The 25,968-nt window shown below is 61.5% G+C and carries 18 protein-coding genes; 10 read left to right on the top strand and 8 right to left on the bottom strand.

Annotation, left to right across the window (positions count from 1 at the left end; translation table 11 throughout):
- Positions 1-21: 21 nt before the first annotated feature.
- Complete coding sequence (gene metH, locus HBO12_RS02330; RefSeq protein ID WP_169953279.1) at positions 22-3,732, top strand: methionine synthase; 3,711 nt, start codon at positions 22-24, stop codon at positions 3,730-3,732.
- Between the two features lie 98 nt (positions 3,733-3,830).
- Here the strand turns inward: metH and HBO12_RS02325 are convergent, their stop codons facing one another.
- Positions 3,831-10,901 carry an NEL-type E3 ubiquitin ligase domain-containing protein gene (locus HBO12_RS02325; protein ID WP_170041311.1) on the bottom strand — a complete coding sequence of 2,357 codons (7,071 nt, stop codon included), beginning with the start codon at positions 10,899-10,901 and terminating at the stop codon, positions 3,831-3,833.
- A 114-nt stretch (positions 10,902-11,015) separates the two neighbouring features.
- Here HBO12_RS02325 and HBO12_RS02320 point away from each other — a divergent pair, with 114 nt between their 5' ends.
- A complete protein-coding gene (locus HBO12_RS02320) occupies positions 11,016-11,231 on the top strand; it encodes a DUF2970 domain-containing protein (protein ID WP_169953275.1) in 216 nt (71 codons plus the stop codon).
- A 6-nt stretch (positions 11,232-11,237) separates the two neighbouring features.
- On the opposite strand, the gene HBO12_RS02315 is transcribed toward HBO12_RS02320, so the two are convergent.
- Positions 11,238-12,317: an ABC transporter substrate-binding protein gene (locus tag HBO12_RS02315; RefSeq protein WP_170041310.1), complete on the bottom strand. Its 1,080-nt coding sequence runs from the start codon at positions 12,315-12,317 to the stop codon at positions 11,238-11,240.
- Between the two features lie 452 nt (positions 12,318-12,769).
- On the opposite strand from HBO12_RS02315, the gene HBO12_RS02310 reads away from it, so the two are divergent.
- A complete protein-coding gene (locus HBO12_RS02310; protein ID WP_169953271.1) occupies positions 12,770-14,428 on the top strand; it encodes a nitrite/sulfite reductase in 1,659 nt (552 codons plus the stop codon).
- Complete coding sequence (locus HBO12_RS02305) at positions 14,412-14,906, top strand: DUF934 domain-containing protein (protein WP_169953269.1); 495 nt, start codon at positions 14,412-14,414, stop codon at positions 14,904-14,906. The genes HBO12_RS02310 and HBO12_RS02305 overlap by 17 nt, the downstream gene beginning before the upstream one ends.
- 122 nt (positions 14,907-15,028) lie before the next feature.
- Here the strand turns inward: HBO12_RS02305 and HBO12_RS02300 are convergent, their stop codons facing one another.
- Positions 15,029-15,586 (bottom strand): NADPH-dependent FMN reductase, encoded by a 558-nt coding sequence (locus HBO12_RS02300; protein WP_169953267.1) that lies wholly within the window; start codon positions 15,584-15,586, stop codon positions 15,029-15,031.
- Positions 15,587-15,801: 215 nt separating this feature from the next.
- Here HBO12_RS02300 and HBO12_RS02295 point away from each other — a divergent pair, with 215 nt between their 5' ends.
- A complete protein-coding gene (locus tag HBO12_RS02295; RefSeq protein ID WP_170041309.1) occupies positions 15,802-16,026 on the top strand; it encodes a hypothetical protein in 225 nt (74 codons plus the stop codon).
- A 92-nt stretch (positions 16,027-16,118) separates the two neighbouring features.
- Complete coding sequence (locus tag HBO12_RS02290) at positions 16,119-17,009, top strand: LysR substrate-binding domain-containing protein (protein ID WP_169953263.1); 891 nt, start codon at positions 16,119-16,121, stop codon at positions 17,007-17,009.
- 3 nt (positions 17,010-17,012) lie between these two features.
- Here HBO12_RS02290 and HBO12_RS02285 read toward each other — a convergent pair whose 3' ends face one another.
- The 3 genes from HBO12_RS02285 to dnaQ form a co-directional block, all read right to left on the bottom strand.
- Positions 17,013-17,564 (bottom strand): GNAT family N-acetyltransferase, encoded by a 552-nt coding sequence (locus tag HBO12_RS02285; protein ID WP_170041611.1) that lies wholly within the window; start codon positions 17,562-17,564, stop codon positions 17,013-17,015.
- A gap of 20 nt (positions 17,565-17,584) precedes the next feature.
- Positions 17,585-19,840 carry an Orn/Lys/Arg family decarboxylase gene (locus HBO12_RS02280; RefSeq protein WP_170041308.1) on the bottom strand — a complete coding sequence of 752 codons (2,256 nt, stop codon included), beginning with the start codon at positions 19,838-19,840 and terminating at the stop codon, positions 17,585-17,587.
- Positions 19,841-20,029: 189 nt separating this feature from the next.
- Positions 20,030-20,770, bottom strand: coding sequence for a DNA polymerase III subunit epsilon (gene dnaQ / locus HBO12_RS02275; protein ID WP_162947798.1), 741 nt, complete (start codon positions 20,768-20,770; stop codon positions 20,030-20,032).
- 201 nt (positions 20,771-20,971) lie between these two features.
- On the opposite strand from dnaQ, the gene HBO12_RS02270 reads away from it, so the two are divergent.
- Positions 20,972-21,277 carry a DUF2388 domain-containing protein gene (locus HBO12_RS02270; protein WP_169953260.1) on the top strand — a complete coding sequence of 102 codons (306 nt, stop codon included), beginning with the start codon at positions 20,972-20,974 and terminating at the stop codon, positions 21,275-21,277.
- A 19-nt stretch (positions 21,278-21,296) separates the two neighbouring features.
- Entirely contained in the window at positions 21,297-22,238 is a 942-nt protein-coding gene (locus tag HBO12_RS02265) for a glycerophosphodiester phosphodiesterase family protein (RefSeq protein WP_170041307.1), read from the top strand.
- 3 nt (positions 22,239-22,241) lie between these two features.
- On the opposite strand, the gene rnhA is transcribed toward HBO12_RS02265, so the two are convergent.
- Both rnhA and HBO12_RS02255 read right to left on the bottom strand, forming a co-directional pair.
- Positions 22,242-22,694: a ribonuclease HI gene (gene rnhA / locus HBO12_RS02260; RefSeq protein ID WP_029291380.1), complete on the bottom strand. Its 453-nt coding sequence runs from the start codon at positions 22,692-22,694 to the stop codon at positions 22,242-22,244.
- A gap of 85 nt (positions 22,695-22,779) precedes the next feature.
- On the bottom strand, positions 22,780-23,538 hold the full coding sequence (locus tag HBO12_RS02255; protein ID WP_169953256.1) for a class I SAM-dependent methyltransferase: 759 nt from the start codon (positions 23,536-23,538) through the stop codon (positions 22,780-22,782).
- 65 nt (positions 23,539-23,603) lie between these two features.
- On the opposite strand from HBO12_RS02255, the gene gloB reads away from it, so the two are divergent.
- Together gloB and HBO12_RS02245 are read left to right on the top strand one after the other, a co-directional pair.
- Complete coding sequence (gene gloB / locus HBO12_RS02250) at positions 23,604-24,371, top strand: hydroxyacylglutathione hydrolase (protein ID WP_170041306.1); 768 nt, start codon at positions 23,604-23,606, stop codon at positions 24,369-24,371.
- 98 nt (positions 24,372-24,469) lie between these two features.
- Complete coding sequence (locus HBO12_RS02245; protein ID WP_169953252.1) at positions 24,470-25,882, top strand: lytic transglycosylase domain-containing protein; 1,413 nt, start codon at positions 24,470-24,472, stop codon at positions 25,880-25,882.
- Positions 25,883-25,968 lie beyond the last annotated feature (86 nt).

The following is a 25,968-nucleotide window of genomic DNA, read 5'->3' as shown; positions in this document are numbered from 1 at the left end:
ATGCCTGATTAGAGTAGTCCCATGTCCGATCGTAGCACTCGCCTGCAAGCCCTCCACCAAGCCCTCAAGGAACGCATCCTGATCCTCGATGGCGGTATGGGCACGATGATCCAGAGCTACAAGCTGGAGGAAGAGGATTACCGTGGCAAACGCTTTGCCGACTGGCCCAGCGACGTCAAGGGCAACAATGACCTGTTGATCCTGAGCCGCCCGGACGTGATCGGCGGGATCGAGAAAGCGTACCTGGATGCCGGTGCCGATATCCTCGAGACCAACACCTTCAACGCCACCCAGGTGTCCCAGGCCGACTACGGCATGGAGGCCCTGGCCTACGAGTTGAACCTGGAAGGCGCACGCCTGGCCCGCCGGGTCGCCGACGCCAAGACCCTCGAGACCCCCGACAAGCCGCGCTTCGTCGCCGGCGTACTCGGCCCGACCAGCCGCACCTGCTCGCTGTCGCCCGACGTGAACAACCCCGGCTACCGCAACGTCACCTTCGATGAACTGGTGGAGAACTACACCGAAGCCACCAAAGGCCTGATCGAAGGCGGTGCGGACATGATCCTCATCGAAACCATCTTCGACACCCTCAACGCCAAGGCCGCGATCTTCGCCGTGCAGGGCGTGTACGAAGAACTCGGCGTCGAGTTGCCGATCATGATTTCCGGGACCATCACCGATGCCTCCGGGCGCACCCTGTCAGGCCAGACCACCGAAGCGTTCTGGAACTCCATCAGCCACGCCAAGCCGATTTCCGTGGGTTTGAACTGTGCCCTGGGTGCCAGTGAGTTGCGGCCATACCTGGAAGAACTGTCGAACAAGGCCAACACCTACGTTTCCGCGCACCCCAACGCCGGCCTGCCCAACGAGTTCGGCGAGTACGACGAGTTGCCAGCGCAAACCGCCAAGGTCATCGAAGAGTTCGCCCAAAGCGGCTTCCTCAATATCGTCGGCGGCTGCTGCGGCACCACGCCGGGGCATATCGAGGCCATCGCCAAGGCCGTGGCCGGCTACGCGCCGCGCCAGATCCCGGACATTCCCAAGGCCTGCCGCCTGTCGGGCCTGGAGCCGTTCACCATCGATCGCCAGTCGTTGTTCGTCAACGTCGGCGAACGCACGAACATCACCGGTTCCGCCAAGTTCGCCCGGCTGATCCGCGAGGACAACTACACCGAAGCCCTGGAAGTCGCCCTGCAGCAAGTGGAAGCCGGCGCCCAGGTGATCGACATCAACATGGACGAGGGCATGCTCGATTCGAAGAAGGCCATGGTGACCTTCCTCAATCTGATTGCCGGCGAGCCGGATATCTCCCGCGTGCCGATCATGATCGACTCCTCCAAGTGGGAAGTGATCGAAGCCGGCCTCAAGTGCATCCAGGGCAAGGGCATCGTCAACTCCATCAGCATGAAGGAAGGCGTCGAGCAGTTCATCCACCACGCCAAGCTGTGCAAGCGCTACGGCGCGGCGGTGGTGGTAATGGCGTTCGACGAAGCCGGCCAGGCCGACACCGAGGCGCGCAAGAAAGAGATCTGCAAGCGCTCCTACGACATTCTGGTCAATGAAGTGGGCTTCCCCCCCGAAGACATCATCTTCGACCCGAACATCTTCGCCGTGGCCACCGGCATCGAAGAGCACAACAACTACGCCGTCGACTTTATCAACGCCTGTGCCTACATCCGCGACGAGCTGCCGTATGCGCTGACCTCCGGTGGTGTGTCCAACGTGTCGTTCTCGTTCCGGGGCAACAACCCGGTGCGCGAGGCGATCCACTCGGTGTTCCTGCTGTATGCGATCCGCAACGGCCTGACCATGGGCATCGTCAACGCCGGCCAACTGGAGATCTACGACCAGATCCCGGCCGAGCTGCGTGACGCCGTGGAAGACGTGGTGCTCAACCGCACGCCGGACGGCACCGACGCCCTCCTCGCCATCGCCGACAAGTACAAGGGCGACGGCAGCGTCAAGGAAGCCGAGACCGAGGAGTGGCGTGGCTGGGAAGTCAACAAGCGCCTGGAACATGCGCTGGTCAAGGGCATTACCACCCATATCGTCGAAGACACCGAAGAATCCCGGCAATCGTTCGCGCGCCCGATCGAGGTGATCGAAGGCCCGCTGATGTCCGGCATGAACATCGTCGGCGACCTGTTTGGCGCCGGTAAAATGTTCCTGCCCCAGGTGGTGAAGTCAGCACGGGTGATGAAGCAGGCCGTGGCGCACTTGATCCCGTTTATCGAACTGGAAAAAGGCGACAAGCCGGAAGCCAAGGGCAAGATCCTCATGGCGACGGTCAAGGGCGACGTACACGATATCGGCAAGAACATTGTCGGCGTGGTGCTCGGATGCAACGGCTACGACATCGTCGACCTGGGCGTGATGGTGCCCGCCGAGAAGATCCTGCAGGTGGCCAAGGAGCAGAAGTGCGACATTATCGGCCTGTCCGGGCTGATCACCCCGTCCCTGGATGAAATGGTGCACGTGGCCCGCGAGATGCAGCGCCAGGACTTCCACCTGCCGCTGATGATCGGTGGCGCTACCACCTCCAAGGCCCACACGGCGGTGAAAATCGAGCCCAAGTACAGCAATGACGCGGTGATCTACGTGACCGACGCCTCACGTGCGGTGGGCGTGGCCACGCAGTTGCTGTCCAAGGAGCTGAAGGCCGGGTTTGTCGAGAAGACCCGCCTGGAATACATCGACGTGCGCGAGCGCACCTCCAACCGCAGCGCCCGCACCGAACGCCTGAGCTACGCGGCGGCCATCGCCAAGAAGCCACAGTTCGACTGGAGCACCTACACCCCGGTCAAGCCTAAGTTTACCGGGGCCAAGGTGCTGGACAATATCGACCTCAAGGTGCTGGCCGAATACATCGACTGGACGCCGTTCTTTATTTCCTGGGACCTGGCCGGCAAGTTCCCGCGCATCCTCACCGATGAGGTGGTGGGTGAAGCCGCCACCGCGCTGTACGCCGACGCCCAGGAAATGCTCAAGAAGCTGATCGACGAACAACTCATCAGCGCCCGCGCGGTGTTCGGCTTCTGGCCGACCAACCAGGTGCAGGAGGATGACCTGGAGCTGTACGGCGACGATGGCCAGCCGATTGCCAAGCTGCATCACCTGCGCCAGCAGATCATCAAGACTGACGGCAAGCCGAACTTCTCCCTGGCCGACTTTGTGGCGCCCAAGGACAGCGGCGTGACCGACTACATCGGTGGCTTTATCACCACCGCCGGCATCGGCGCCGAGGAAGTGGCCAAGGCCTACCAGGATGCGGGCGACGACTACAACTCGATCATGGTCAAGGCCCTGGCCGACCGCCTGGCCGAGGCCTGCGCCGAATGGCTGCACCAGCAAGTGCGTAAAGACTACTGGGGCTATGCCAAGGATGAAGAGCTGGACAACGAGGCGCTGATCAAGGAGCAGTACAGCGGTATCCGCCCTGCCCCCGGCTACCCGGCGTGCCCGGATCACACCGAGAAGGCCCAGTTGTTCCAACTGCTCGACCCCCAGGCTCGCGAGATGCACGCGGGCCGCAGCGGCGTGTTCCTCACCGAGCACTACGCGATGTTCCCGGCGGCGGCGGTCAGCGGCTGGTACTTCGCCCACCCGCAGGCGCAGTACTTTGCCGTGGGCAAGATCGACAAGGACCAGGTGACGAGCTACACCGCCCGTAAAGACCAGGACCTGGCCGTGACCGAGCGCTGGCTCGCACCGAACCTGGGTTACGACAACTGACCGGCTTTTTATAGAAGCGAACTGACAAGGGCGACGCGGCGCCCTTGGGTTTTTCACGAGCAAGTTCGCGCCTACAGTAGAGCGGCATGCGGCTGTGCTTATAGGTTGAGTGCTGCGCGCTCCTGCTGGGTAAGGCGGATCGCCAGCGCCGCGCGCTGCTCCTTGATCCAGGTGCCCAGCACGGCATAGTCGCGCAGGTAATCCGCACCATTGTCAGGGTAGCGCGCATCCAGCGCGTCGGTCTTGTGCTCCAGCTCCCGGGCCAGGGCTGCGAAGTTCGTGGCGTATTTTTTCTTCAGATAGTTGCGCCAATACTCAAGGCCCACCAGCCTTTCTTCATAGCCCACTGCGCTTTCGCCTTGCACAATCGTCCCATAGGCTCGATCCAGGTCGGCCGGCGTCACCTGCGACAATTCGCTGTACAGCATGCCGGCGGGTTGCCGGGGCAGTTCCAGGCGCGCCGCCAGCCCAATGCGCAACGCCAGGCGGACCTCTGCCGGGTCGATATCCGGACGGCTCTCGACAGTAGCCTTGGCGATGCCTTCCACGGCCTCCAGGCGGAGCATGCTACGGGCGAATTTCAGCAGCGTGGCACCGTCCTGCCCACGCTCGGCGATTTTTAGCGCATCAAACTCCAGGACCCGGGTTTCCAGGGCATTGAACATCAGGATCCGCCCATCGCCGCAGGTGACGTCCGGCATCATCGCCGTCGCCCGGGCAAACAGGTCGCGGCGCATGGCCGGGTTTTGGCTGATGGCTTCCAGTACCTTCCACACGCGCTGTGTCAGTTCGGCACGCGCCTCCAGGAAGTCCTCGGTATTGCGCAGTTGCGAGAGGGTGAAGAAAAAATCGACGCTGCCTTCCTGGGCCCTGAGTTCGTCCCAGATCCGGTGTTTTGACGAGTGTGCTGGCACGTCAGTAAACCATTGGGCCTTTTGCACCGGGGCCGTTTCGATATCCGGGTGGTTCAGCGAGTAGTCAGGTGAGTCAAAAGCCCCTTGTTCGTCGCGCTCCCAATACTCCAGAAGCATGACTTCAAGCTGCTCGGTGGAAAACCCCAGGCCGTTGCCGGTCTGGGCCAGATACTCCTGCAAGCGTTCACAGCTTGGCTGGTCCAGGCGGTTGCCCAAGAGGTTGGTCCCCGCCATCAACAGATTACGTTGCGGCTCGAACGCCTCATCCGGCAGGGTCTCGATCCAGTTGTCACTCAGGTCCAGGGTGCGCAGGCGTGGCAACTCGAGCACTGTCATCGGCCAGTCGTCCAGCAAGTTGCGTTGCAGGTACAGGCTGTCGAGCCGCAGCAGGCCGCTTACGTCCAGCTCACTGAAAATATTGTCACCCAGGTCCAGCCATTCGAGCTCGGGCATCTGCGCCAGATTGGCCTGCAACTGCGCCGCGTTCTGCAGTTCATTGCGGCCCAGGTCCAGCCGACGCAGAGCGCGGAACTCACTGAGTGCCTCGGGCAACGCGCGCAAGCCATTGTTGCTGAGCGTCAAGCTGCGCACATGGCTGAAGGCGCGCAGGAAGCCGTTGGAGCCCTCGGCCGTGAGTCGCACGCGGTTCATGCTCAGCTCGCTGACGTGGGCGAAATATTGAGGCAACGTCGGCAAATCGCCGATAGCCAGCCCGGAAAGATCCAGGCGCCCCACCCCATTCACTCCCGGCCCCACAGACCCGGCGCGCAGGCTGTAGCGCCAGCTCTCCAGCAGCCGATCCGCTGCACGCCGCCGGTCCAACGCGCTGATCCAGCCGCCGTCCAGGTACCCATGCACATCAATCCATTCATTGAGCAGCGGCACCCATTGCGCATACTGCGCTTCCCATTGCGCCAGGCGCTCGTGGATCTGCATCGTTTCCAGGCCGTCGGCGCGTAACTCTTCGATATATGCCGCTGCTTGCGTGGCGTCCAGTGCCGGGTCCAGGCGTTGCAGGCGCGCCGCGGGCAGCAGCTCGGCGGTTGTGGGCGGCAGCGCAGCCAGCAAATCGGGGCGGCGCAACGCATCCTCGGAAAAATACTCCGGCTCGCCCCCGGTCATACCCTGGGCCAGAAGTTCGCGGGGGATGCCCAGGGGGCTTTCCTGCGGGGCGGCCGGATTCTCGCGGGCGTAGCGTCGCGCAAACACCCGGGCTTCTGCGCGGGCCGTCGCACTCAAGCGACAGCCGCGCAAGTCGGTATTGGACAGCAGGAAGTCATGCCCTTGCAGCGCCGCCTCGGGGATCGAGGTCACGGCGCTGTGGCTCAAGTCCAGGCTGCGCAACGGCAGTGCAAGCACACCCTCGGGCCACTCGCTGAGCGCGCTATGGCTAAGGTCGAGGCTGCGCAGTTCGCGCAGCGCACTCACGTCCAGGCGGCTGATGGGGTTGTAGGGCAGTCGCAGCGATACCAGGCCGGTCAACCGGTTCAACCCCGCCTGGATCGGGGCCGTAATGACCAGCCAGTTATGGGACAGGTCCAGATCGCGCAATGAAGGGCATTGGCCCAGCGCCGAGGGCAGATCGGTCAGATTGTTGCGGGCCAAGCCCAGGCTGTCGAGTTGGGGGAAGTGGCCAAGCCAGGTATTGATGCCTTCCAGCGACACGCCTATGTCACTCAGGTTCAGGCTGCGCACATGGGTAAACCCCACGGCGGGCAACTTAGGCAAATCAATCAGGTTGGCGCCTGACAGGTCCAGCATCGCGGCACCAGCAGGTGGCTGGCCCTCGCCAACAATGCGCGGCTCCAGGCCTTCGAGCCAGCAATCAAGGAGTTTTTGCGACGCCACCTGCCGCTCGACCTCAACCCTGCCAATGTTTGAATCGCGATCAGACCATTGCTCAAGGTCATCGACCAACTGGCGGTGTTCTTCGCGCACACTGTTGACGCTCTCCAGACGCTGGCGAGAAGTCAGCCCGCGCGTTTTGAAACTGGCCAAGACACGCTCGGCAAAACCCGGGCCACCGGACTGCAGGCTGCCCAGGGCGCCTTCGCAGTAGGCCTGGACCAGCCGCAGCTCTTCGACCAGATGGGCCGGGTTGTCATGCAGGTACGCATATACCCGCATGAACTCCTCAGGCTCAAAGGCCGACCAGTTCATATGCAGGCCGCGCCACAAGCGTTGATGCCCGGTAAACAGTGGCGCAGGCAAGGAGCGCAACGGAGTCTGGGCCACATCCAGAAACTCCAGGTGCTCAAGTTCCAGACAGCCTTGCGGCCAGGTTTCCAAGAGCCCGGACACGGTTAAACGGCGCAACGCGCTCAACCCGCGGACATCCAGGGTTTGCAGGTTGCCGGCCAGGGATAACTGGCGCAGTTCAGGCATGCGTTCAAGCGGGCGCAGCACTTGTGCTGAATAAGTGAGCGACGGGCCGCTAAGCGACAGTTGGGTGATGCCGGGAGCACTCGCCAAATGCTCTGTCAGCGCGTCGAGGTGCTCGGGACGCACATCCAGTTGCAAATGCCGCACGTTGGGAAACGGCCGCAGTAAGCGGCTGGATTCCTGGGCAAGAAATCTGCTCCCGGTGAGGTTCAGGGTGCGGACATGGGAAAAGTCGGCGTGCCACTCGGGCAGCGCCTGCTCCCCTCGTAGACTCAGGGTGCTATCGGCCGGACTGTCCCGATCAAAGCCCTGGCGCCAGCAATCGATGAGGTCGTCAACCGTGCGCTGGCGACTCTCATATGCCCCCGCCCACTGCTCAAGGGTCGCGCGCAAGGCCGTCAATTCGCGCTGGCGGTTGGCAAACAACCGCCAGATTTGCGCATTGCTCTCGCCGTCGCGTCGGCGCGCAGCTATCAGCGCCTGAGCCTGGGACTCGCTGATATTCGGATACACGCTACGGGCATGGGCGATCAACGCGTCATCCATGGCGAACAGCCCGCCCCTTCCCGACAGTTCATACCCCAGGCGCCCGCTCGACAGGCGCCAGGCAGGCCTAGAGCGCGGCGTGCGCAGCTTGAGGATGTCCCGGGCGATGAGCTCGCGCTGCCCACTGGCATAGGTCGCCAGCACCTGCTGCAAATCTGCGGCCTGGCCGGTCAACCCCAACGACCTGCACGCCTCATCGGGCAACGCGTCGATGATCGACTGGAAAAGATTGCGTCCATGGGCAGGCGCGCTATTGAGTGCGCGGCCGCCTGCATCAAAGGCCTGGAAGCCCTCGCCGCTGCTGACCAGGTATCGGCGCACAACAGCGTGCTCCGGGCCAATGCTGTCCAGCAAAGGGCCGTGAATGCCCTCCAAACGCATCTCAAGGCGCACACCTGGGGGCCATCCGGGCAGGCGCGCGAGGCCCTGCAAGGCGAGTCGGTCGCTGTCGGCATTGGCCAGCCGGTCACGGTGCAGGCCGCTGAGCGCCCGGCTCAAGCGCGCCTGCTGCAAACTGATACGGGCCTGGTGGTCGAGCCGCGCGCTGACATGCCCACTGTCTTGCAGGCGCCTGAATTCCTGTGGACTGGCGCGGTTGAGCAACTCGTCGAGAGCACGCCTGGACAGCGCGGGAAACCGTCGCTGCAGTGGCCTGCCGTCGCTCATGGGCGCGCCATTGCCCTGTAGCCGGGCGTCGAACAGCGCCGTCTGCCGTTGCAGGGCATAGTCCGCCAGGCGCTCATTGAAGGCTTGTTCCCTGGGCTTGCCGCTGCCCAGCAAAGCGGTGATTTCCTGCTCGTCAAGGCCGCTCATAACCACCTGGGCGAGCCTGCCTTGCTGCACATCGGCGCGGCTGATTTTCAGGGTCGGACGACTATCATCCAACGACAACGGGCTGCCATAGCAAACCGAGCGCCCTGTCGGCTCCAGGCGCGCGCCGTCCCACTCATCAGTCACGGGCACCCCAAGTGGGTCACCACGCTGTGGCGTGCCCAACAGGCGCCAGGCCTGCTCCTCGCCCAGCCTGGTCGATACCGGCTGGCTGCGCTCAACGATGGCGACGGCCTCAAATACCTCCAGCACCCGCCCGGGAGGCCAGCCGGGCATTTCCACGGTGAGGGGCAACGCATACTCATGGCGGTCCTGCAGGCCGGTACCGCGGCGCAGGCGCTCGATCAACTCGCCAACGTCCTGGTCGGCCCTGAACCGCTCCAGGGTATCGGCCAGCACGGCGGGCACCGGCAAACCGTCCAGATGAACTTTGCGCAGCAGATCGTCGTGCACACCGCTGACGTTGCCAACCACCCTCAAGGTTTCATCCGTGAAACCCTCGGTAATCGGCCCCAATCGCCGCAGCAGGGTCAGGCGGTCCCAGGTCAGGGGGCGCTCATGGCTATGCCGCCACGCCCCGGCCCTGTTGTGTTCGAGGAGCGGCTGGTACGCCAGCGGATCGCGCGGGTGTTTTATCCGCCATTGCTTGAGCTGCGGGTCAAAGGTCTTTTCGTAGAGCACGTTATCGATCTGCACATGGAGTTTGCCATCGACCTCGTACTGCCCCAGGGCATTGGCCTGACTGCCGGGCGCCAGGGCGGCTTCACTTGGGTACGCGCCCAGGTCGGGCTTCCATAAGCGGACCCGGCCATCCGGTAGCTTCACCGGGACCAGGCCTTCGATAACCGGCTCATGCCTCAACGCGCTCAGGGCCTTGCCGCCCACCGCAGTCACGCCAAGCAACGCAAGGTTTTGCGCCAGGTCGATCAAGTGCGCCCTGGCCGCCCTGCGATCGCCCTCGGCCCACTGCTGCGAAGCCTCGAACACCTCTTTCAACAACTGCTCAGCCATCACGGCCATCATCAGCTCCCCTAGCACTGGCACAAACCCCACCAGCGCACTCAAGCCGAACATCCCGATGTTGAGCAGCATGGCCAGTTTGCGCGTTCGCCCCCCGGCGTCGACATCTGCGGTGGGCACGGCATGGCCGGCGGCATCGGCGAGGCACTTGTCCTGGTGCCGCTCATACAGGTAGGTCCACAGGTCGACTTTGTCGCTACCAAATACCTGGTTTTTGAAAGCCAGCGCCACGGGCGCCAAATAGGGGTCCGGGTTGGGCACCTGCGGGGCCAGGGGCAAGGGCGGAAAATTCTTCAGTTTGAACGGGGTTACCTGGCTGAGCAGTTCATAGAACTGGCCGATGCCGGGGAAGTTCGTGCCGATTTTCTCGCGCAGGGTGGCGTCTGGCGCATCCTCGGTGAACTGACTGAAGTAATGCGGGCGCTCGGCATAATCGACGAACTGACTGAAAAAAGCCTGATAGGCCGTGGGGCGCTCCACACGGGTCGAGGCTGAGCCCGGCGTACTGAAGCGTTGCTTCAAGGTCGCCAGCAGTTGCGCATGATCGCTATAGCGCTTAAGAGGCTGGTATGGGTCCTGAGGGATATACAGGATTGGCGAATCGACATGCTCATCATCGAAGGCCAGAAACAGCACGCAACCGGTCATGCGCAACTTCATCAAGCCCAGGTCGCAGAGCCATACCGGTTGCCCCCCCATCTGCGGCGCGCGTTCGCCGGCGATCACCGATAGCACCATGCGGTAATCGTCTTGGGTAATGTCCTCGTGCAACAGGGCCAACTCGGCCGCCGCCCGCATCGCGGCCTTTTGGCTGGCAATGAATTGTTGGCGCAGGGTGGTTTCGTGGGTGGAAAAAAAGTCCGCGAGATAGGCCTGGTACTGCCCGCCCAGATCCAGGCGGCGGCACAGCCCTATGAACTGATAGACCGTGAGGCTCCCCAATCGGACCGGCAGCAACGGGGCGACGGCGGCGCCAGGCGATGACACCTGCCAGCGAAAACCCGACGATGAATGAAAGGCCCCCTCTGCGGACTCGGACTCTTCGAAGTTGTGCAGCGCTGCCTGCAGCAGCTCCAGCTGCAAAAAGTCGTAGGTTCGCGCTTCAAGGTTCAGATCGGTGATGTGCAGGGCCTTTCGCAGGCTCAGCCAAGTGGCGACGTGGGGGGCCAAGGTAACGTCGTACTGCTCCTTGAGCGCCTGGAGCAGCAGCGGCCTGGCAAACGTGTCGATGTCCTGCAAGGCAGACAGGCTTTGGTCCAGAGCCGTCTGGGCGGTAAAACTTGCGATAAAACAGTCGTGCAATAGCTCGCGCTGCTCGGGTGTCGCATGCCAATAGGCTGGCGGCAGCGGGCTGTGGTTGTGCTTGAGGGCCATGCGGCGTGAGGTTGTGCTATCGATCAACCATTGCGGCGTGGCGCTGATCAATAACGGGCGATGGATGCTGGGCGTTGCCGGCAATGGGGGCAAGTCGGTCATGATGCGGCTCCGGGAAAAGGAGGCCCAGCACACCATGGGGGTCACGGCCAATCGCGGTAACTACGTCTATCCTGTTGGGAGCAGCAACTCCCCCCAGACCTCGCAGGAGGACTCATGGACGACCCGAACAACAAACCGCCGACCTTCTGGCAGATGCTTCATAGCGTGATGGCTGCTGCATTTGGCGTGCAGAGCGGGAAGAACCGCGCGCGGGATTTTACCCATGGCAAGCCCAGCCATTTTGTCGTGCTGGGCATTTTGTTTACCGCCGTATTTGCCCTGGCGCTCTTTGCCATCGTCAAGCTGGTGCTGCATCTGGCCGGGGTCTAGGCCCGGTCACTTCAACAGCAACTGCATGCTGAAGGGGTATTGGTAGGCCGTAGGCTTGCCCTGGGCCGACAGTGCGCGAAAATCCACACCGTCGCCCTCGTGGTTACGCAGGTCCAGCAAGCGCTGGGCCTGTGGCCCGTCAATCAGTTGGAACAGTTTCACCTGGCGCTCGCGCCCGCCATGGCTTTGGATGTCCACGCCCATGGCATCGTCGTGCAGCAGCACCATGGCCCAGCCACCGACCGTAAAGTGCCCGGCCACCAGCGCACTGATCCGCCCTTGCAGGCGCGCCTGGAGGACATCGGGAGAGCTGTTGATCGCGCTGAACAACACGTCCTTGCCGGGTGCGCGGCCACTGCCATTCAAGGCCTGCATGGCGCCGAGGGCCATTTCATCATTGGCCGACCAGACCAGGGTAGCCCGGGGGTAGCGCTTGAACATCTGGGTCGCCTGCTCGAATGCGCGCTGGCGGCTCCATTCGCCATACACCAACTGGCGCAGATGCACTTCGGGGTGTTCGCGCAAGGCCCGCTGCAAGCCCTGCTCGCGCGCCTGAGAGGTCGGTGTGTACTTGGCGCCGGAAAACGCCAGCAACTCAAGGGTGCCACCGGACGGCACAGGGCCATGTTGACGCAGCAGCTCCTTGAGCATCAGGTACCCGCCCTCCTCGTCGTTGGTCGTGAGGCTGCCCATCCAGTCCGGGTACTTCCCGGCGTCCAGCAGTTGCATCTGGCTCGGGGTCAGGGCGTTATTGACCAACAGTAGCTTGACCTGGCTACCCTGGGCCATGCGCAGGATCTGCGGGGCGATGTACTGCTCGTTGACCAGCACCAGGTAATCCGGGCGCTGCGGGCCTTGCAACGCTTCGCGAGCCTGCAACAGGGTGTTTTGCGGATCACGCTCGGAATAACGCACGCGTAAATCCAGGCCGAGGTCCTTGGCCGCGGCCTGCATGAATTGCGCATAGCTGATCCAGAAGGTTTCAGTGGACAGACCTGGGTTGAGAAACACCACCGACGTTGCATGGGCCATCGTCCCGAACGCCATCCCCACCCACCACAAGCACCCGCAGAGAACCTTCAACATTACTGCCCGAACCCCGGAAATTGACAGATCATAATAGTGGCAATAAGCCTTTTGATCTTGGCTATTTAACGGCAGATCGGACAGTTTAGTGGCGATCAGTTCCCTTTACTGATGGCTGACCCAGAACACGGCGGTGGAAACCACCAGGATAATCAGGAACAGAATCGCCCAGGCGTCCACGGTACTGTCGGGTTTACGGGCTTTGGTTGGATTGCTCATCGCATCGCCTCTTGTCGGTTTTATGGCTGATTGCACTAAGACTCGTCCACAGTAAAGTCGATGATTGCCCGCATGACAAATGTGGGTATCGCGATAACCGTTCTCATTAGTCGATTTGGTTCTTTGCATATACTAAAACATCACTTTTGCGCATAAACGCAAGCTGGTATCGTGCGCCGGCTCCGTTGGGAGTGCGCGGCCGTGCGCGCAGATTTGCCGAGAACAGGACCTATATGTACGTATACGACGAATACGATCAGCGCATCATCGAGGACCGCGTCAAGCAGTTCCGTGATCAGACCCGACGCTATCTGGCAGGTGAACTGAGCGAAGAAGAGTTCCGCCCTCTGCGCCTGCAAAATGGCCTTTACGTTCAGCGCTTTGCGCCGATGCTGCGGGTGGCCGTGCCTTACGGCCAACTGACTTCGCGCCAGACGCGCATGATGGCCAAGATCGCCCGTGACTTCGACAAGGGCTACGCCCATATCAGCACCCGCCAGAACGTGCAGTTCAACTGGCCGGCCCTGGAAGACGTGCCGGACATCCTGGCTGAACTGGCCACCGTGCAGATGCACGCCATTCAGACCAGCGGTAACTGCCTGCGCAACGTGACCACCGACCAGTTCGCTGGCGTGGCCGCCGATGAAGTGATCGACCCGCGCCCCTGGTGCGAGATTGTTCGTCAGTGGACCACGTTCCACCCGGAATTTGCCTACCTGCCGCGTAAATTCAAGATCGCCATCAATGGCTCGACGTCTGACCGCGCCGCGATCGAAGTCCACGACATCGGCCTGGAGCCGGTGTACAACGCCGCAGGCGAACTGGGCTTCCGCGTCCTGGTGGGCGGCGGCCTGGGGCGTACCCCGGTGGTCGGCGCGTTCATCAATGAATTTTTGCCTTGGCAAGACCTGTTGAGCTACCTCGACGCCATCCTGCGTGTGTACAACCGCTATGGCCGCCGTGACAACAAGTACAAGGCGCGCATCAAGATCCTGGTCAAGGCCCTCACCCCCGAGGTATTTGCCCAGAAGGTCGACGCCGAGATGGAACACCTGCGCGGCGGCCAGACCACTCTGACCGACGCCGAAGTGCATCGGGTGGCCAAGCACTTCGTCGATCCGCACTACAAGGCCCTGGGCAACCAGGCTGCCGAACTGGCGGCGCTCGACCAGCAGCACCCAGGCTTTGCCCGCTGGCGCACGCGCAACACCCTGGCGCACAAGCAGCCGGGGTATGTCGCAGTGACCCTGTCGCTCAAACCGACCGGGGTAGCGCCTGGCGATATCACCGACAAGCAACTGGACGCCGTTGCTGACCTGGCCGACCGCTACAGCTTTGGCCAACTGCGCACCTCCCACGAGCAGAACATCATCCTTGCGGACGTTGAACAGAGCCAATTGTTCACCCTGTGGGGCGAGCTGCGCGAAGGTGGTTTCGCCACGCCGAACATCGGCCTGCTGACCGATATCATCTGCTGCCCGGGTGGCGACTTCTGCTCCCTGGCCAACGCCAAGTCAATTCCCATTGCCGAATCGATCCAGCGCCGTTTCGACGACCTAGACTACCTGTTCGACATTGGCGAGCTGGACTTGAACATCTCCGGCTGCATGAACGCCTGTGGCCACCACCACGTCGGCCACATCGGCATCCTCGGGGTGGACAAGAAAGGCGAAGAATTCTACCAAGTGTCCCTGGGTGGCAGCGCCAGCCGCGATGCGAGCCTGGGCAAGATCCTCGGCCCATCCTTCGCCCAGGAAGCCATGCCCGAGGTGATCGGCAAGCTGATCGACGTCTACGTCGAGCAGCGCACCGAAGATGAGCGCTTCATCGACACCTACCAGCGCATCGGCATTGACCTGTTCAAGGAGCGCGTCTATGCAGCGAATCATTAAGAACAACCAAGTCGTCGACGAAACCTGGCACCTGCTGCCCAAGGATGCGTCATTCGATGGCATTTCCAACTGTGACGACCTGATCGTGCCGCTGGCCTTATGGCGTGAGCACGGACACGCCCTCAAGGCCCGTGATGGTGGCCTGGGCGTGTGGCTGGACGCCGATGAAGAAGCCGAAGAGATTGGCGCCGACGTGGAACACTTCCAGGTCATCGCCCTGAACTTCCCGGCCTTCACCGACGGGCGCAACTACTCCAACGCGCGCCTGCTGCGTGACCGTTATGGCTACAAGGGCGAACTGCGGGCGATTGGCGATGTGCTGCGCGACCAGCTGTTCTACCTGCACCGCTGCGGGTTTGACGCCTACGCCTTGCGCGCCGACAAAGACCCGTATGAGGCGCTGGAAAGCCTCAAGGACTTCTCGGTGACGTACCAGGCGGCTACGGATGAACCGTTGCCGCTATTCCGTCGTCGCTAGACCCTGATGCGAAACAAAAAGCCCCGAAACCTGACTCGCAGGTTTCAGGGCTTTTTTATGCGCGGCGCAAGGGCCATGGGCGCGAGGGCGAAACCGGCCTAGCAGGCAACGGGCAGATCTGCTCAGCCCTTCTGCTTGGCGACCCAGCGACCGTAGGCATCGATGAACGCCTGCAGGAACGGCTGGGTTTTCTCCGACAGCTTTCCCGACTCATCAAACGCACTGCCCGCGCCACCCAGGTAGGCTTCCGGCTGCTGCATGCACGGCACATCCAGAAACACCAGGGACTGGCGCAAATGATGGTTGGCACCAAAGCCACCAATCGCCCCCGGCGAAACGCTGATCACCGCACCTGGCTTGCCGCTCCAGACGCTCTTGCCGTATGGGCGCGAGCCTACATCAATGGCATTTTTCAAGGCCGCCGGCACCGAACGGTTGTATTCAGGAGTGACGAACAGCACCCCATCGGCCGCCGCCACCTGCTGGCGGAACGTGGTGTAGGCCGCAGGCGGCGTTGCGCTATCAAGGTCTTCGTTGTAGAGCGGCAATTCGCCAAGTTCGACGATGCTGAGCTTGAGGTTGGCCGGCGCCAACTGCGCCAATGCCTGGGCGACCTTGCGGTTGATCGACTCTTTTCTCAAGCTGCCGACCAGTACGGCAATCGTGTAGACCTTGCTCATGGGGCTTTCCTGACATCTGACTAAGGGAATTTGTAGTTATAGAGCCTTCGCCGGGCGATCACCAGCAGGTAGTAGCCAATCGGCGGATGTTTTTGTTTGTAGGAAAAATAAGCGGAATATCAACGAATAGTATTTTTTCTATGTAGGTAAACTACCCGCGTTAAAGACGGTCTACAGAACCGCAAATCGGTGTTTTCTCCAGAGGTTCTAAACAGATGGCAGCAGTACTTGTCGGACAATTCCATGCTCGTGACGCGGAAGGCCGCGTTTATTCCGTGCATGAATTCCAGGACTCCACTCCGTCGGACGGTGGTTCAGAACCTGTAATCTCCTACAAACTGGCGATTGGTGACCGGGTCAACAAAGTTGATGACAACACCTTCGTCCTGGTTCAGTCGCAGATCTCCCTGACCCGCGAACCCGAAAACACGCCTGTTTGATAAGGCTGTGCCTCCAGGCAGAAGTCATATGAACGGAGTTGGGTTAGGATTCACCCGGTGAATCCCTTACCTGCTGAACATGGACTTCATGCATGCGTTTACGTCATATCGAAGTGATTCAAGCCATTTTGCAGACCGGACACCTCGGCACCGCCGCCGAATGGTTGCAATTGGCTGTGTCCGATGTGGACGCCACCCTCAAGGACGCTGAACAGCAACTGGGCTTCATGCTGTTCGCCAGCGTCCGCGGACGGTTGCAGGCCACCCGTGAAACCCTGGCCATGCAGGCACAGATCGCCCACCTCTACGAGGCCCTGGAACCGATCCAGCGCCTGGCCAGCAGCCTCAAGCACCATCACGCCCCGCCGTTGCGCACGCTGTGTACGCCGCCCTTGGCCAACCAACTGCTGCCGCAAAGCATCGCGTTGTTGCGCCGCCGTTTCCAGGACACGCCCTGCAACCTTTCCAGCCAACCGACCCGTGACATCGTCAAGAGCCTGTTGCTGCATGAGGCCGACCTGGGCCTGAGCCTGCATGACCCCGAACACCCGCAAATCACCAGCACCGTGCTGGCCCAAGGCAAGCTGCAACTGCTGGCGCCCCATGGCTGGCTCAAGCCACGGCAGAAATACATCGCCCTGCAAGAACTGGCCGGCCAGTCGATGATCGGCCTGGAGGGCCAGGACCCGCTGAGCCAGTTGCTGGACAGTAAGTTGCAAGCGCTGCGGCCGTTGCCAGTGATCCAGACACGGGTGCAGACCTACCAGATGATGCGCAGCATGGTCGAGGCCGGCGAAGGGCTGGCGGTGGTCGATCCGTTCACTGCCAGCGGCGCGCGGGAGGCGGGGCTGGATACCTGCCCGCTGTCACCGCCGATCCTGGTGAGCCTGTATGGGTTGACGGTCAGGGACAGCAGCCCGAGCCCGGCGCTGAATGCATTGCTGGAGATTGTCACGCAGAAGGCCCAAGACCTGCTGTCTTGAGTGTCAGCTGAACAAGCGATACCAGAAAATCGCCACTTCCCGCGTCTGTGGATCAATCCCGCGATAACGCAGGTGGTCGATACCGCCCATGACGTAGCCGCTGCGTTCATACAATCGGCACGCTCCCAGGTTATTGTTCTGGGTCTCCAGCATCATCCCTGGCAGGTTTTTCTTGCGGCTCCAGAACTGCGCCACATCAAGCAGGGCCTTGGCCACGCCATGCCGGCGGGCTGGGAGCACCACCGCCAATTCATCGACATGGGCATAACCGTTCCAATTGGTACTGACGACGATATGGCCCACCGGTCGATCATCCAGGTACGCCATGAATACCGCGCTGTCGCTGGCATTGCGGTAGCTGGCGAACTCCTCGGGGTCGATGCCGTAGCATTTGCGGTACGGCAAAATCTGCTCCACCTCCCACTGATCGACAGGCTTGCCCAGTTCGGGCGTGCCATACACGCATACCTCGAAGCTGAAATCATTGCCCCATACGTAGGCGTCAAATCCCTCGTCGGCGACTCGTACACTGAGCCCCGGGTACTTCGGATTCATTACAGCTTGCATAACCATCCTTAACACTTGATGCAATCGACGGTGTAACAACGACCGTTGCCGTCGTCTTCGTGTTGTAAGCCATGCACATCGGCGACAAACCCTGGGAAACTGCTATCGAACTCCCGGGCAAAGGCCAGGTAGTCGATGATCGATCGCGTCGACTCGGTAAAGCGCTCCCCCGGCATGATCAGCGGAATGCCTGGCGGATAAGGCACCAGCATCACGGCTGCGATACGCCCTGGCAAGGCATCGATGGACACGGCCTCGACTTCACCGCGCACCAACTGGTCATAGGCATCGGCCGGCTTCATGGCGATTTCCGGTAACACCGTGTACATGCGCTTGAGGTGCTTGGCCGTGGCGTTGCTGCGATAGCAGCCGTGCAATTGGTCGCACAAATCCTGCAAGCCCATGCCCTGATAGCGTGCCGGGCCTTGCTGGAACACCGATGGCAGGCAACTGGCCAGGCTGATATTGGCGTCGTAGCTGCGCTTGAACTCCAGCAGTTCGGTGAGCAGGGTACTCCACTTGCCTTTGGTAATGCCCATGGAGAACAACACCAGGAACGAATACAACCCGGTTTTTTCCACCACCAGGCCACGCTCCCAGAGGAATTTACTGACTACCGCTGCCGGAATGCCGCAGTCACTCAAGGCGCCACCCGCCGTCAAGCCGGGCATGACCAGGGTGACCTTGATCGGGTCGAGCAACACATAGTCTTCGGCGATATCCCCAAAGCCATGCCAGTCGGCCTCCGGCTGCAACAACCAGTCAGCGGTCGCAACCCGGTCGATACCGGCCACCGAGGGCGGTTGCCAGATGGAAAACCACCAATCATCGGCGGCGATGTGCTGGCGCAAATTGGCCAGGGCCCGGCGAAAGCTCAGGGCCTCATCGAACATTTCCTGAAGCAGCGAACGCCCGGCCGGCCCTTCCATCATGGCCGACGCCACATCCAGCGAAGCGATGATGCTGTACTGCGGCGAGGTAGAGATGTGCATCATGAACGCCTCATTGAAACGATCACGATCCAATTGCCGCGCCCCGCCGTCCTGCACATGGATCATCGACGCCTGGCTGAACGCCGCCAGCAACTTGTGGGTCGAGTGCGTGGTGAACACCAGCGGGCTATCGGGCGTGCGCGAGGTACCCATGCCATAGCGCCCGGCGAAAAACTCGTGAAAGGCCGCGTAGGCGTACCAGGCCTCGTCAAAGTGCAGGACTTCGACGCTGTTGCCCAATTGCTGCTTGATCAGCTCGGCGTTGTAACACAGGCCGTCGTAGGTCGAGTTGGTCACCACCGCCAGCTTGACCTTGGGCTCACGACCGCGGGTCAAGGGGCTGGCCTCGATCTTTGCGCGAATCGATTCGCGGCTGAACTCGGTCAGCGGGATCGGACCGATAATCCCCAGTTCATTGCGCTCCGGGCACAAGTACAGGGGGATCGCGCCGGTCATGATGATCGAATGCAGCACCGACTTATGGCAATTGCGGTCCACCAGCACCAGGTCATCGCGCCCGACCATGGAGTGCCAGACGATCTTGTTCGCAGTGGAGGTGCCGTTGATCACGAAGAATGTGTGGTCGGCGCCAAAGTTGCGCGCCGCGCGGGCTTCGGCTTCGGCCAGGGGCCCGGTGTGATCCAGCAGCGAGCCCAGTTCCGGCACTGACACCGACAGGTCCGAACGCAGGGTATTTTCCCCAAAAAACTGATGAAACGCCTGCCCCACCGGGCTTTTGCGATAGGCCACGCCGCCGCCGTGGCCGGGGGTATGCCAGGAGTAATTGGAGTCGGCTGTGTGTTGCACCAGGGCCTTGAAGAATGGCGGCAACAGGCCATCGAGGTAAGTGCGCGCCGCCCGGGCCACCTGCCGGGCAAGGAACGGCACCGTGTCCTCGAACAGGTAGAGAATGCCGCGCAGTTGGTTGAGCTCGCTCATGGCATCGGCCGGGGCATTTTCCAGGGTGACTTGCTCGCCCAGGGCAAAGATCGGCAGGTTGGGGGCGCGCAGGCGTGCCAGCCGGATCAGCTCCACCATATTTTGCAGCAGATGGGTATTTTCTCCGGCGCCTTCAGCGGCGATCAGCATGCACGCCAGGCCATGATGGGTCGACGCCACCAGCCGGCCTTCGGCATAGTCCACAGCGGAAAAGATGCTGAAACCCTCTTGCTCCAACTCCCGGGCGATACCCCGGACCCGATCACCGGCGACGGTGTCGGCCTTGATGTCGCGGTGCACGATCAGGATCGGGAACTTCAGGTCTTTGTACATGAGGGCTTGGCGTCCTGAGGGCGATGTACTCAGGGTAGAAGCTGGGAGCGAATGTGGCGAATGGAGATAAGGTTTTTGTAGGAGCGGGCTTGCCCGCGATGGCGGTGTGACAGTCAGCCCATTCGTTACTGATCCACCGCCATCGCGGGCAAGCCCGCTCCCACACTTTCAGGCCGTGATGAGCCCGACTCAGTGTTGGGTCAACTGGGTCCACAAGGCTGGCGCACCCGCCGATTTGGCGATGGCTTCCAGGCGTGCCGCGTGCTCGGCCATGTCCTGCTCGCTGGCACGGATGATGGTGGTGGGCTTTCGATCTGCCGGCAGACGGCGGATTTCCGAAGGCCGGTTGCCCGAACCCTCGGCCGAACCGTTACCGTCGGAGGCGTTGCCGGCCAGGGACAGGCTGGTCTGCCCGCCGGTCATGGTCAGGTAGACGTCCGCAAGGATCTCGGAGTCGAGCAAGGCGCCGTGCAGTTCACGGCCAGAGTTGTCGACGCCATAGCGTTTGCACAAGGCATCGAGGCTGTTGCGCTGGCCCGGGTGGCGCTCACGGGCCATCATCAAGGTGTCGAGGATCGAGCAATGACGGGTGATGTCGGCCCGATCCGTCTGGCCCATCAGGGCGAATTCGTTGTTGATGAAGCCAACGTCGAACGCCGCGTTATGGATGATCAACTGCGCGCCATTGATGAACTCGAAAAACTCATCGGCGACTTCCGCAAAGCGCGGCTTGCCCACCAGGAATTCGTTGGTGATGCCGTGGACGCCAATGGCGCCTTCGTCACTTTCCCGGTCCGGCTGCAGGTATACGTGGAAATGCCGACCGGTGAGGCGACGGCCCATCAGTTCGACACAGCCGATTTCAATGATCCGGTGACCATCGGTCACCGGCATGCCGGTGGTTTCGGTATCGAGTACAACGGATCGGATGGCCATCAGGGTTCAGCTCTCAACGGTGTGTGTATTTCAAGGGCCGGGATATTAGCACGCTCTATAACCCAAGCGCCCCATGGACAGCCACCGTGCACCCTGGTCCAACAGTTTTTTACAAGGTTTAGCAAAGCTTGCGCAGTTTGCCTGCACCGCCCTTGTTAGCCTGCGCCGCTCCTTTCTATGCGTAAAAACCAGCCCATGCTCAAGCCAAAACACCTGCTCGCCCTGTGCCTGATCGGCGCCGCCACTGCCCAGGCCACCAGCTTTGTGATGACCACCGACGCCTTGGTCAGCCTCTCGATGAGTGCCACCAAAGGCACCAGCAGCAGCTTCAAGGATGACAAGGTCGTACTGGCGGCAAAGGACGATGCGGCAGCGTTTGTCGCCAGCCAGGGCAAGGTACGCGGCGTTCAGTTGGAATCGGCATTGCAGCATATTCGCCGCACCCTGCCGGATTTACGCGATACTGACGAGCAACTCGCCGGTGCGATCCTGATTCTGTGATAGATGAACGCAAACACCCATGATTGATACCCGATATCCCATTGCATTGCTGGTCACCAGCCTTCTTTTGGCAGGTTGCGCATCCCCGCCCGCCGCCACTGGCCAGCTGCCGCAGATCGTCGCCCATCGCGGGGGCACGGCGGACTTCCCGGAAAATACCTTGCTGGCTATCGACCAGGCCTTGGCCAATAACGTGGATGTGCTATGGCTCACGGTGCAGTTGAGCCTGGACCAGGTACCGGTGCTGTATCGACCGACAGACCTGAGCGCCAATACCGACGGCACCGGCGCCGTGGCCGGAAAAACCCTGGCCCAGTTGCAACAGCTCAATGCCGGCTGGCAATTCAAGCAGGACGGGGCCAATGGCCAGGTGACCTACCCCTACCGTACTCGTCCCGTGCCGCTGCCTTCATTGCAGCAAGCGTTGACCGTAATCCCGGCTACCACGCCGATCATCCTCGATATGAAAGCCCTGCCCGCCGACACCCAGGCCAGGGCCGTGGCCCAGGTACTGGAGCAAAACCATGCGTGGGGCCGGGTGTTGATCTACTCCACGGACGCCAGCTACCAACACGCGTTTGCCCAGTACCCCCAGGCCCGCCTGTTCGAATCCAGGGACCGAACACGCGACCGCTTGGCCAACGTCGCCCTGGCCCACAACTGCCAGCCCGCCCCCGAAGCGGGAAGTTGGGTGGCGTTTGAGTATCAGCGCAAGGTCGAGCTGGTGGAAACCTTCACCCTTGGGGAAGCACGCTCACCGGTGAATGCCAAGCTATGGACAAGGCCTGCCATCGACTGTTTCCAGTCCAGGGGCAAGGTGCATATCCTGGCGATTGGCATTAACACCCAAGATGATTATCGAGCAGCGGCGTGCCGTAAAATCGATGCGGTGCTGGTGGATTCGCCCCGCGCGATGCGAGGCGTGAAGCAGCAGCTCGAATGGCCGCTGCGGTGTGACTGACGGTCAGCTCTGTTTGTAACCGCGCACTTCATCCACGCCGCGATTGGCCAACTGGTCGGCCCGCTCGTTGCCTGGGTGACCGATATGCCCGCGTACCCACTTCCAGGTGATGTTGTGGCGGTTGCACTGCTCATCCAGCAACTGCCACAGGTCGGCGTTTTTTACCGGTTCTTTGGCGGCAGTTTTCCAGCCGCGCTTTTTCCAGTTGACCATCCACTCGTTGATGCCTTTCATCACGTATTGCGAGTCCGTCACCAGCAATACATCGCAACGGCGCTTGAGCTCTTCCAGGCCGCGAATGGCGCCCATCAGTTCCATGCGGTTATTGGTGGTGTTGGCTTCGCCGCCCCACAACTCCTTCTCCACGCCCTTGCACACCAGCAAGGCGCCCCAGCCGCCAGGACCAGGATTGCCCTTGCAGGCGCCGTCGGTAAAGAGTTCTACGCTATCGGTCATTACGCTATCCATCAAAGCGGGTTGCCGGTAATCGACCGGCAGCTCCCGAGGTCGAACACTGCGACCTGAATTCCAGAAAAGTGATTTATGGCTCGCTGGAGCGACGGTTGACCTTGGCCAGGGGCATCGGCACCAGCTTGCCCATGGGCTCGCGCCGTACCTGGCTCACCGGCCGCAGCCCGACCACGATCTTGCGGGCCACCAGCAGGTAGAAACCGCCGCCGGACAACTGCCAGGCCCCAGCCCTGCGCTCCCAGCCAGCCAAACGGCCTTGCCACTTGGGCGAGGCAAGCGGCGGACGATAGCACCCGAAGCGGCGTTTCTCCAGCGCGAAGCCCAGCAGGTTCAACCAGTCGCTGACCCGCGAGGGCGAGATGCAGCGGGCCTGGCGCAGCGCATCATGGGCGAAGACGTGCCGCAGGCCCCATGAACTCCAGGGGTTGATACCAACGATCAACAAATGGCCGCCCGGGCGCACGGCGCTCGCCGCTTCACGCAGCAAGCCATGGGGCGACAGGCAAAAATCCAGGCCATGCTGCATCACCACTACATCGGCAGCATGCTCGCTCAAGGGCCAGGCCTGTTCCTCGCAGACAATCTCCACCCCCGGCAACGGCGCGCCCAGGCGTACATTGCGCTGCACTTGGGGCGCAGGCGGCGGATTCTGGGCCGAAGGGCCGTAGTGCACCAGGTAGCCGCCAAAGAAGCGCTCCAGCTCTTCTTCGAGCATAAGCCGCTCTTGTTCCAGCAGAAATTGCCCGATCGGCCCGGACAGCCATTCACGGGCTGCGCTGATCAAGGCCAGCCACTCGGGATCGGCCTGGGCGAACGCTTTATCAGTCATTGCATTCTCCAACTCGCCAAGACGTTCTAAGATGCACCAATGTGTTCAGCTTGGCGAATAGAAGAATGATACAGATCAGTGCCCTGCCCGCCTTCACCGATAACTACATCTGGTTGTTACAAGACCATCGCAGCCATCGCTGCGCGGTGGTCGATCCCGGTGACGCCGCGCCTGTGCTGGCGTGGCTTAAACAGTATCCAGGCTGGACCCTCAGCGACATCCTGGTGACCCACCATCACCACGACCATGTCGGCGGTGTGGAGCAGCTCAAGCAAGTCTCGGGCGCCACGGTGTATGGCCCGGCCAACGAAAAGATCCCGGCCCGTGACGTAGCGCTCAACGATAACGACCGTATCCAGGTGCTGGGCTGGGACCTCGATGTGTTCGCCGTGCCCGGACACACCTTGGGACATATAGCCTTTTATCATCACGGCTTGCTGTTCTGCGGCGACACCCTTTTCGCCGCCGGCTGCGGGCGTTTGTTCGAGGGCACGCCAGAACAGATGTACAACTCCCTGGAACGCCTGGCCGCCCTGCCGGCCGACACGCTGGTGTACTGCACCCACGAATACACACAAAGTAACCTGCGCTTTGCCCAGGCCGTGGAACCGGATAACGCAGATATCGCCGAACGTGTGGCAAAAGTCGGCGAACTGCGGGCAGCCGGCAAGATGACCTTACCGTCGACCCTGGCCCTGGAAAAATTGACTAACCCTTTCTTACGTACCGCGGAAACATCCGTTAAACAAAAAGCGGACGAGCGGAATGGCCGCGACAACCGCCCTGGGAGCGAGGTGTTTGCTAGCTTGCGGGCTTGGAAAGATACGTTCTAAGCAGACAGGTTCTGATACGAAATTTCTGAATGGTTGACCGGAACCAAAGCGCTTTCTAGAATCGCCCGACATTTTTGCCCGGAACTAACTTCCAGCCAATGTCGTCATCTATTCGTAAATCCAACCATTCAGACGCATTGACCCGCCTGGCTCAAGCCATTGCGGTGGCCGTTTCCGCAACTCTGGCGGGCTGCCAAACCACTCATTTCGCTGCACAATCCACCGTGCAACCCAAACCCGTTTTTACTGCCAAGATCAAGCAAAAACCCCTGTGGCTCTCAGAGAAGCCAAGCCCGCAGGTGCCCCAGGATGTCTGGGAGCGCATGCGCCAGGGGTTTCAATTGCAGGACGGTGTCGGCGTCAACCCGCGTATCGAGCAACAGCGCCTGTGGTTCGCCAGCAACCCATCGTTCCTGGAGAACGCCGGCGAACGCGGCAGCCTCTATATTCACTACATCGTCGAACGCCTTGAAGAACGCAACATGCCCCTGGAGCTGGCGCTGCTGCCAGTGATTGAAAGTGCCTACAACCCAATGGCCTATTCGCGCAGCGATGCGGTCGGCCTGTGGCAGTTCATCCCCTCCACCGGACGCTACTTCAACCTGCGCCAGACCCGCGCCTATGATGGCCGCCGCGATATCACCGCCTCCACCACCGCCGCCCTGGACTATCTGACGCGTCTGCATGACATGTTCAACGGCGACTGGCTGCTGGCCCTGGCGGCCTATAACGCCGGTGAAGGCACGGTCAGCCGGGCCATCGAGCGCAACGAGAAACTCGGCCTGCCCACCGACTACTGGAACCTGCCGCTGCCCCAGGAAACCAAGGACTACGTGCCCAAGTTCCTGGCGCTGTCCCAAGTGGTGCTGGCCCCCGAGGCCTACGGCGTCAACCTGAACCCGATTGCCAACACACCGTACTTCGAGATGGTTGAAGTCAAGCAAAGCATGGACCTGTCCCGCGTCGCCGCGCTGGCCGAGATCGACGAAGACGAACTGTTCCAGCTCAACCCGGCCTTCAAGCAACGCACCACCCTGGATGGCCCCCAGCATTTGCTGGTGCCCACTTCCAAGGCGCAATTGCTGGCCAGTAGCCTGTCCTCGATGAACCCCGAGGAATTGTTGAGCCTGCGCCCGAAAAAGCCAGTGTTTGACGAAGTCGAGCACAAGGCCGTGGCCGGCCGTTCGCGCAGCTACAAGGTCAAGAGCGGCGACAACCTGACGCTGATTGCCAAGGCCAACAAGGTCGACGTGCATGACCTGCAGCGTTGGAACAAGCTCAATGGCCAGGCCTTGAAAGTCGGCCAGACCCTGGTGATGCAGGACACCCGCAAGCTGGTGGCCAAGGCTGGCGGCAAGAAGCCGGTGCAGTACAAGGTCAAGAAAGGTGACTCGCTGTACATGGTTGCCAAGCGCTTCAACGTCGAGATGCAACATCTCAAGCGTTGGAACCCTCGCACTGGCCAGGCGTTGAAGCCGGGGCAGATGCTGGTGGTCTCCGGACCAAGATAAACCAAGCGCAAGCAGGCTTGTGTGGGAGCTGGCTGGCCTGCGATTGCATCGACGCGGTGTAAATGATTCACCGCGGTGCGTGCATC

It is taken from the genome of Pseudomonas sp. WS 5059 (genome assembly GCF_012985525.1).
GTDB lineage: Bacteria > Pseudomonadota > Gammaproteobacteria > Pseudomonadales > Pseudomonadaceae > Aquipseudomonas.
Note: the sequence above shows the minus strand (reverse complement) of the source record. Positions and strands in the feature narration are given on the sequence as shown.

What these genes read in the sequence shown, in the direction of transcription:
- metH (WP_169953279.1), top strand. Translation starts at nt 22, where the DNA reads ATGTCCGATCGTAGCACTCGCCTGCAAGCCCTCCACCAAGCCCTCAAG.
- HBO12_RS02325 (WP_170041311.1), bottom strand. Translation starts at nt 10,901, where the DNA reads ATGACCGACTTGCCCCCATTGCCGGCAACGCCCAGCATCCATCGCCCG.
- HBO12_RS02320 (WP_169953275.1), top strand. Translation starts at nt 11,016, where the DNA reads ATGGACGACCCGAACAACAAACCGCCGACCTTCTGGCAGATGCTTCAT.
- HBO12_RS02315 (WP_170041310.1), bottom strand. Translation starts at nt 12,317, where the DNA reads ATGTTGAAGGTTCTCTGCGGGTGCTTGTGGTGGGTGGGGATGGCGTTC.
- HBO12_RS02310 (WP_169953271.1), top strand. Translation starts at nt 12,770, where the DNA reads ATGTACGTATACGACGAATACGATCAGCGCATCATCGAGGACCGCGTC.
- HBO12_RS02305 (WP_169953269.1), top strand. Translation starts at nt 14,412, where the DNA reads ATGCAGCGAATCATTAAGAACAACCAAGTCGTCGACGAAACCTGGCAC.
- HBO12_RS02300 (WP_169953267.1), bottom strand. Translation starts at nt 15,586, where the DNA reads ATGAGCAAGGTCTACACGATTGCCGTACTGGTCGGCAGCTTGAGAAAA.
- HBO12_RS02295 (WP_170041309.1), top strand. Translation starts at nt 15,802, where the DNA reads ATGGCAGCAGTACTTGTCGGACAATTCCATGCTCGTGACGCGGAAGGC.
- HBO12_RS02290 (WP_169953263.1), top strand. Translation starts at nt 16,119, where the DNA reads ATGCGTTTACGTCATATCGAAGTGATTCAAGCCATTTTGCAGACCGGA.
- HBO12_RS02285 (WP_170041611.1), bottom strand. Translation starts at nt 17,564, where the DNA reads ATGAATCCGAAGTACCCGGGGCTCAGTGTACGAGTCGCCGACGAGGGA.
- HBO12_RS02280 (WP_170041308.1), bottom strand. Translation starts at nt 19,840, where the DNA reads ATGTACAAAGACCTGAAGTTCCCGATCCTGATCGTGCACCGCGACATC.
- HBO12_RS02270 (WP_169953260.1), top strand. Translation starts at nt 20,972, where the DNA reads ATGCTCAAGCCAAAACACCTGCTCGCCCTGTGCCTGATCGGCGCCGCC.
- HBO12_RS02265 (WP_170041307.1), top strand. Translation starts at nt 21,297, where the DNA reads ATGATTGATACCCGATATCCCATTGCATTGCTGGTCACCAGCCTTCTT.
- rnhA (WP_029291380.1), bottom strand. Translation starts at nt 22,694, where the DNA reads ATGACCGATAGCGTAGAACTCTTTACCGACGGCGCCTGCAAGGGCAAT.
- HBO12_RS02255 (WP_169953256.1), bottom strand. Translation starts at nt 23,538, where the DNA reads ATGACTGATAAAGCGTTCGCCCAGGCCGATCCCGAGTGGCTGGCCTTG.
- gloB (WP_170041306.1), top strand. Translation starts at nt 23,604, where the DNA reads ATGATACAGATCAGTGCCCTGCCCGCCTTCACCGATAACTACATCTGG.
- HBO12_RS02245 (WP_169953252.1), top strand. Translation starts at nt 24,470, where the DNA reads ATGTCGTCATCTATTCGTAAATCCAACCATTCAGACGCATTGACCCGC.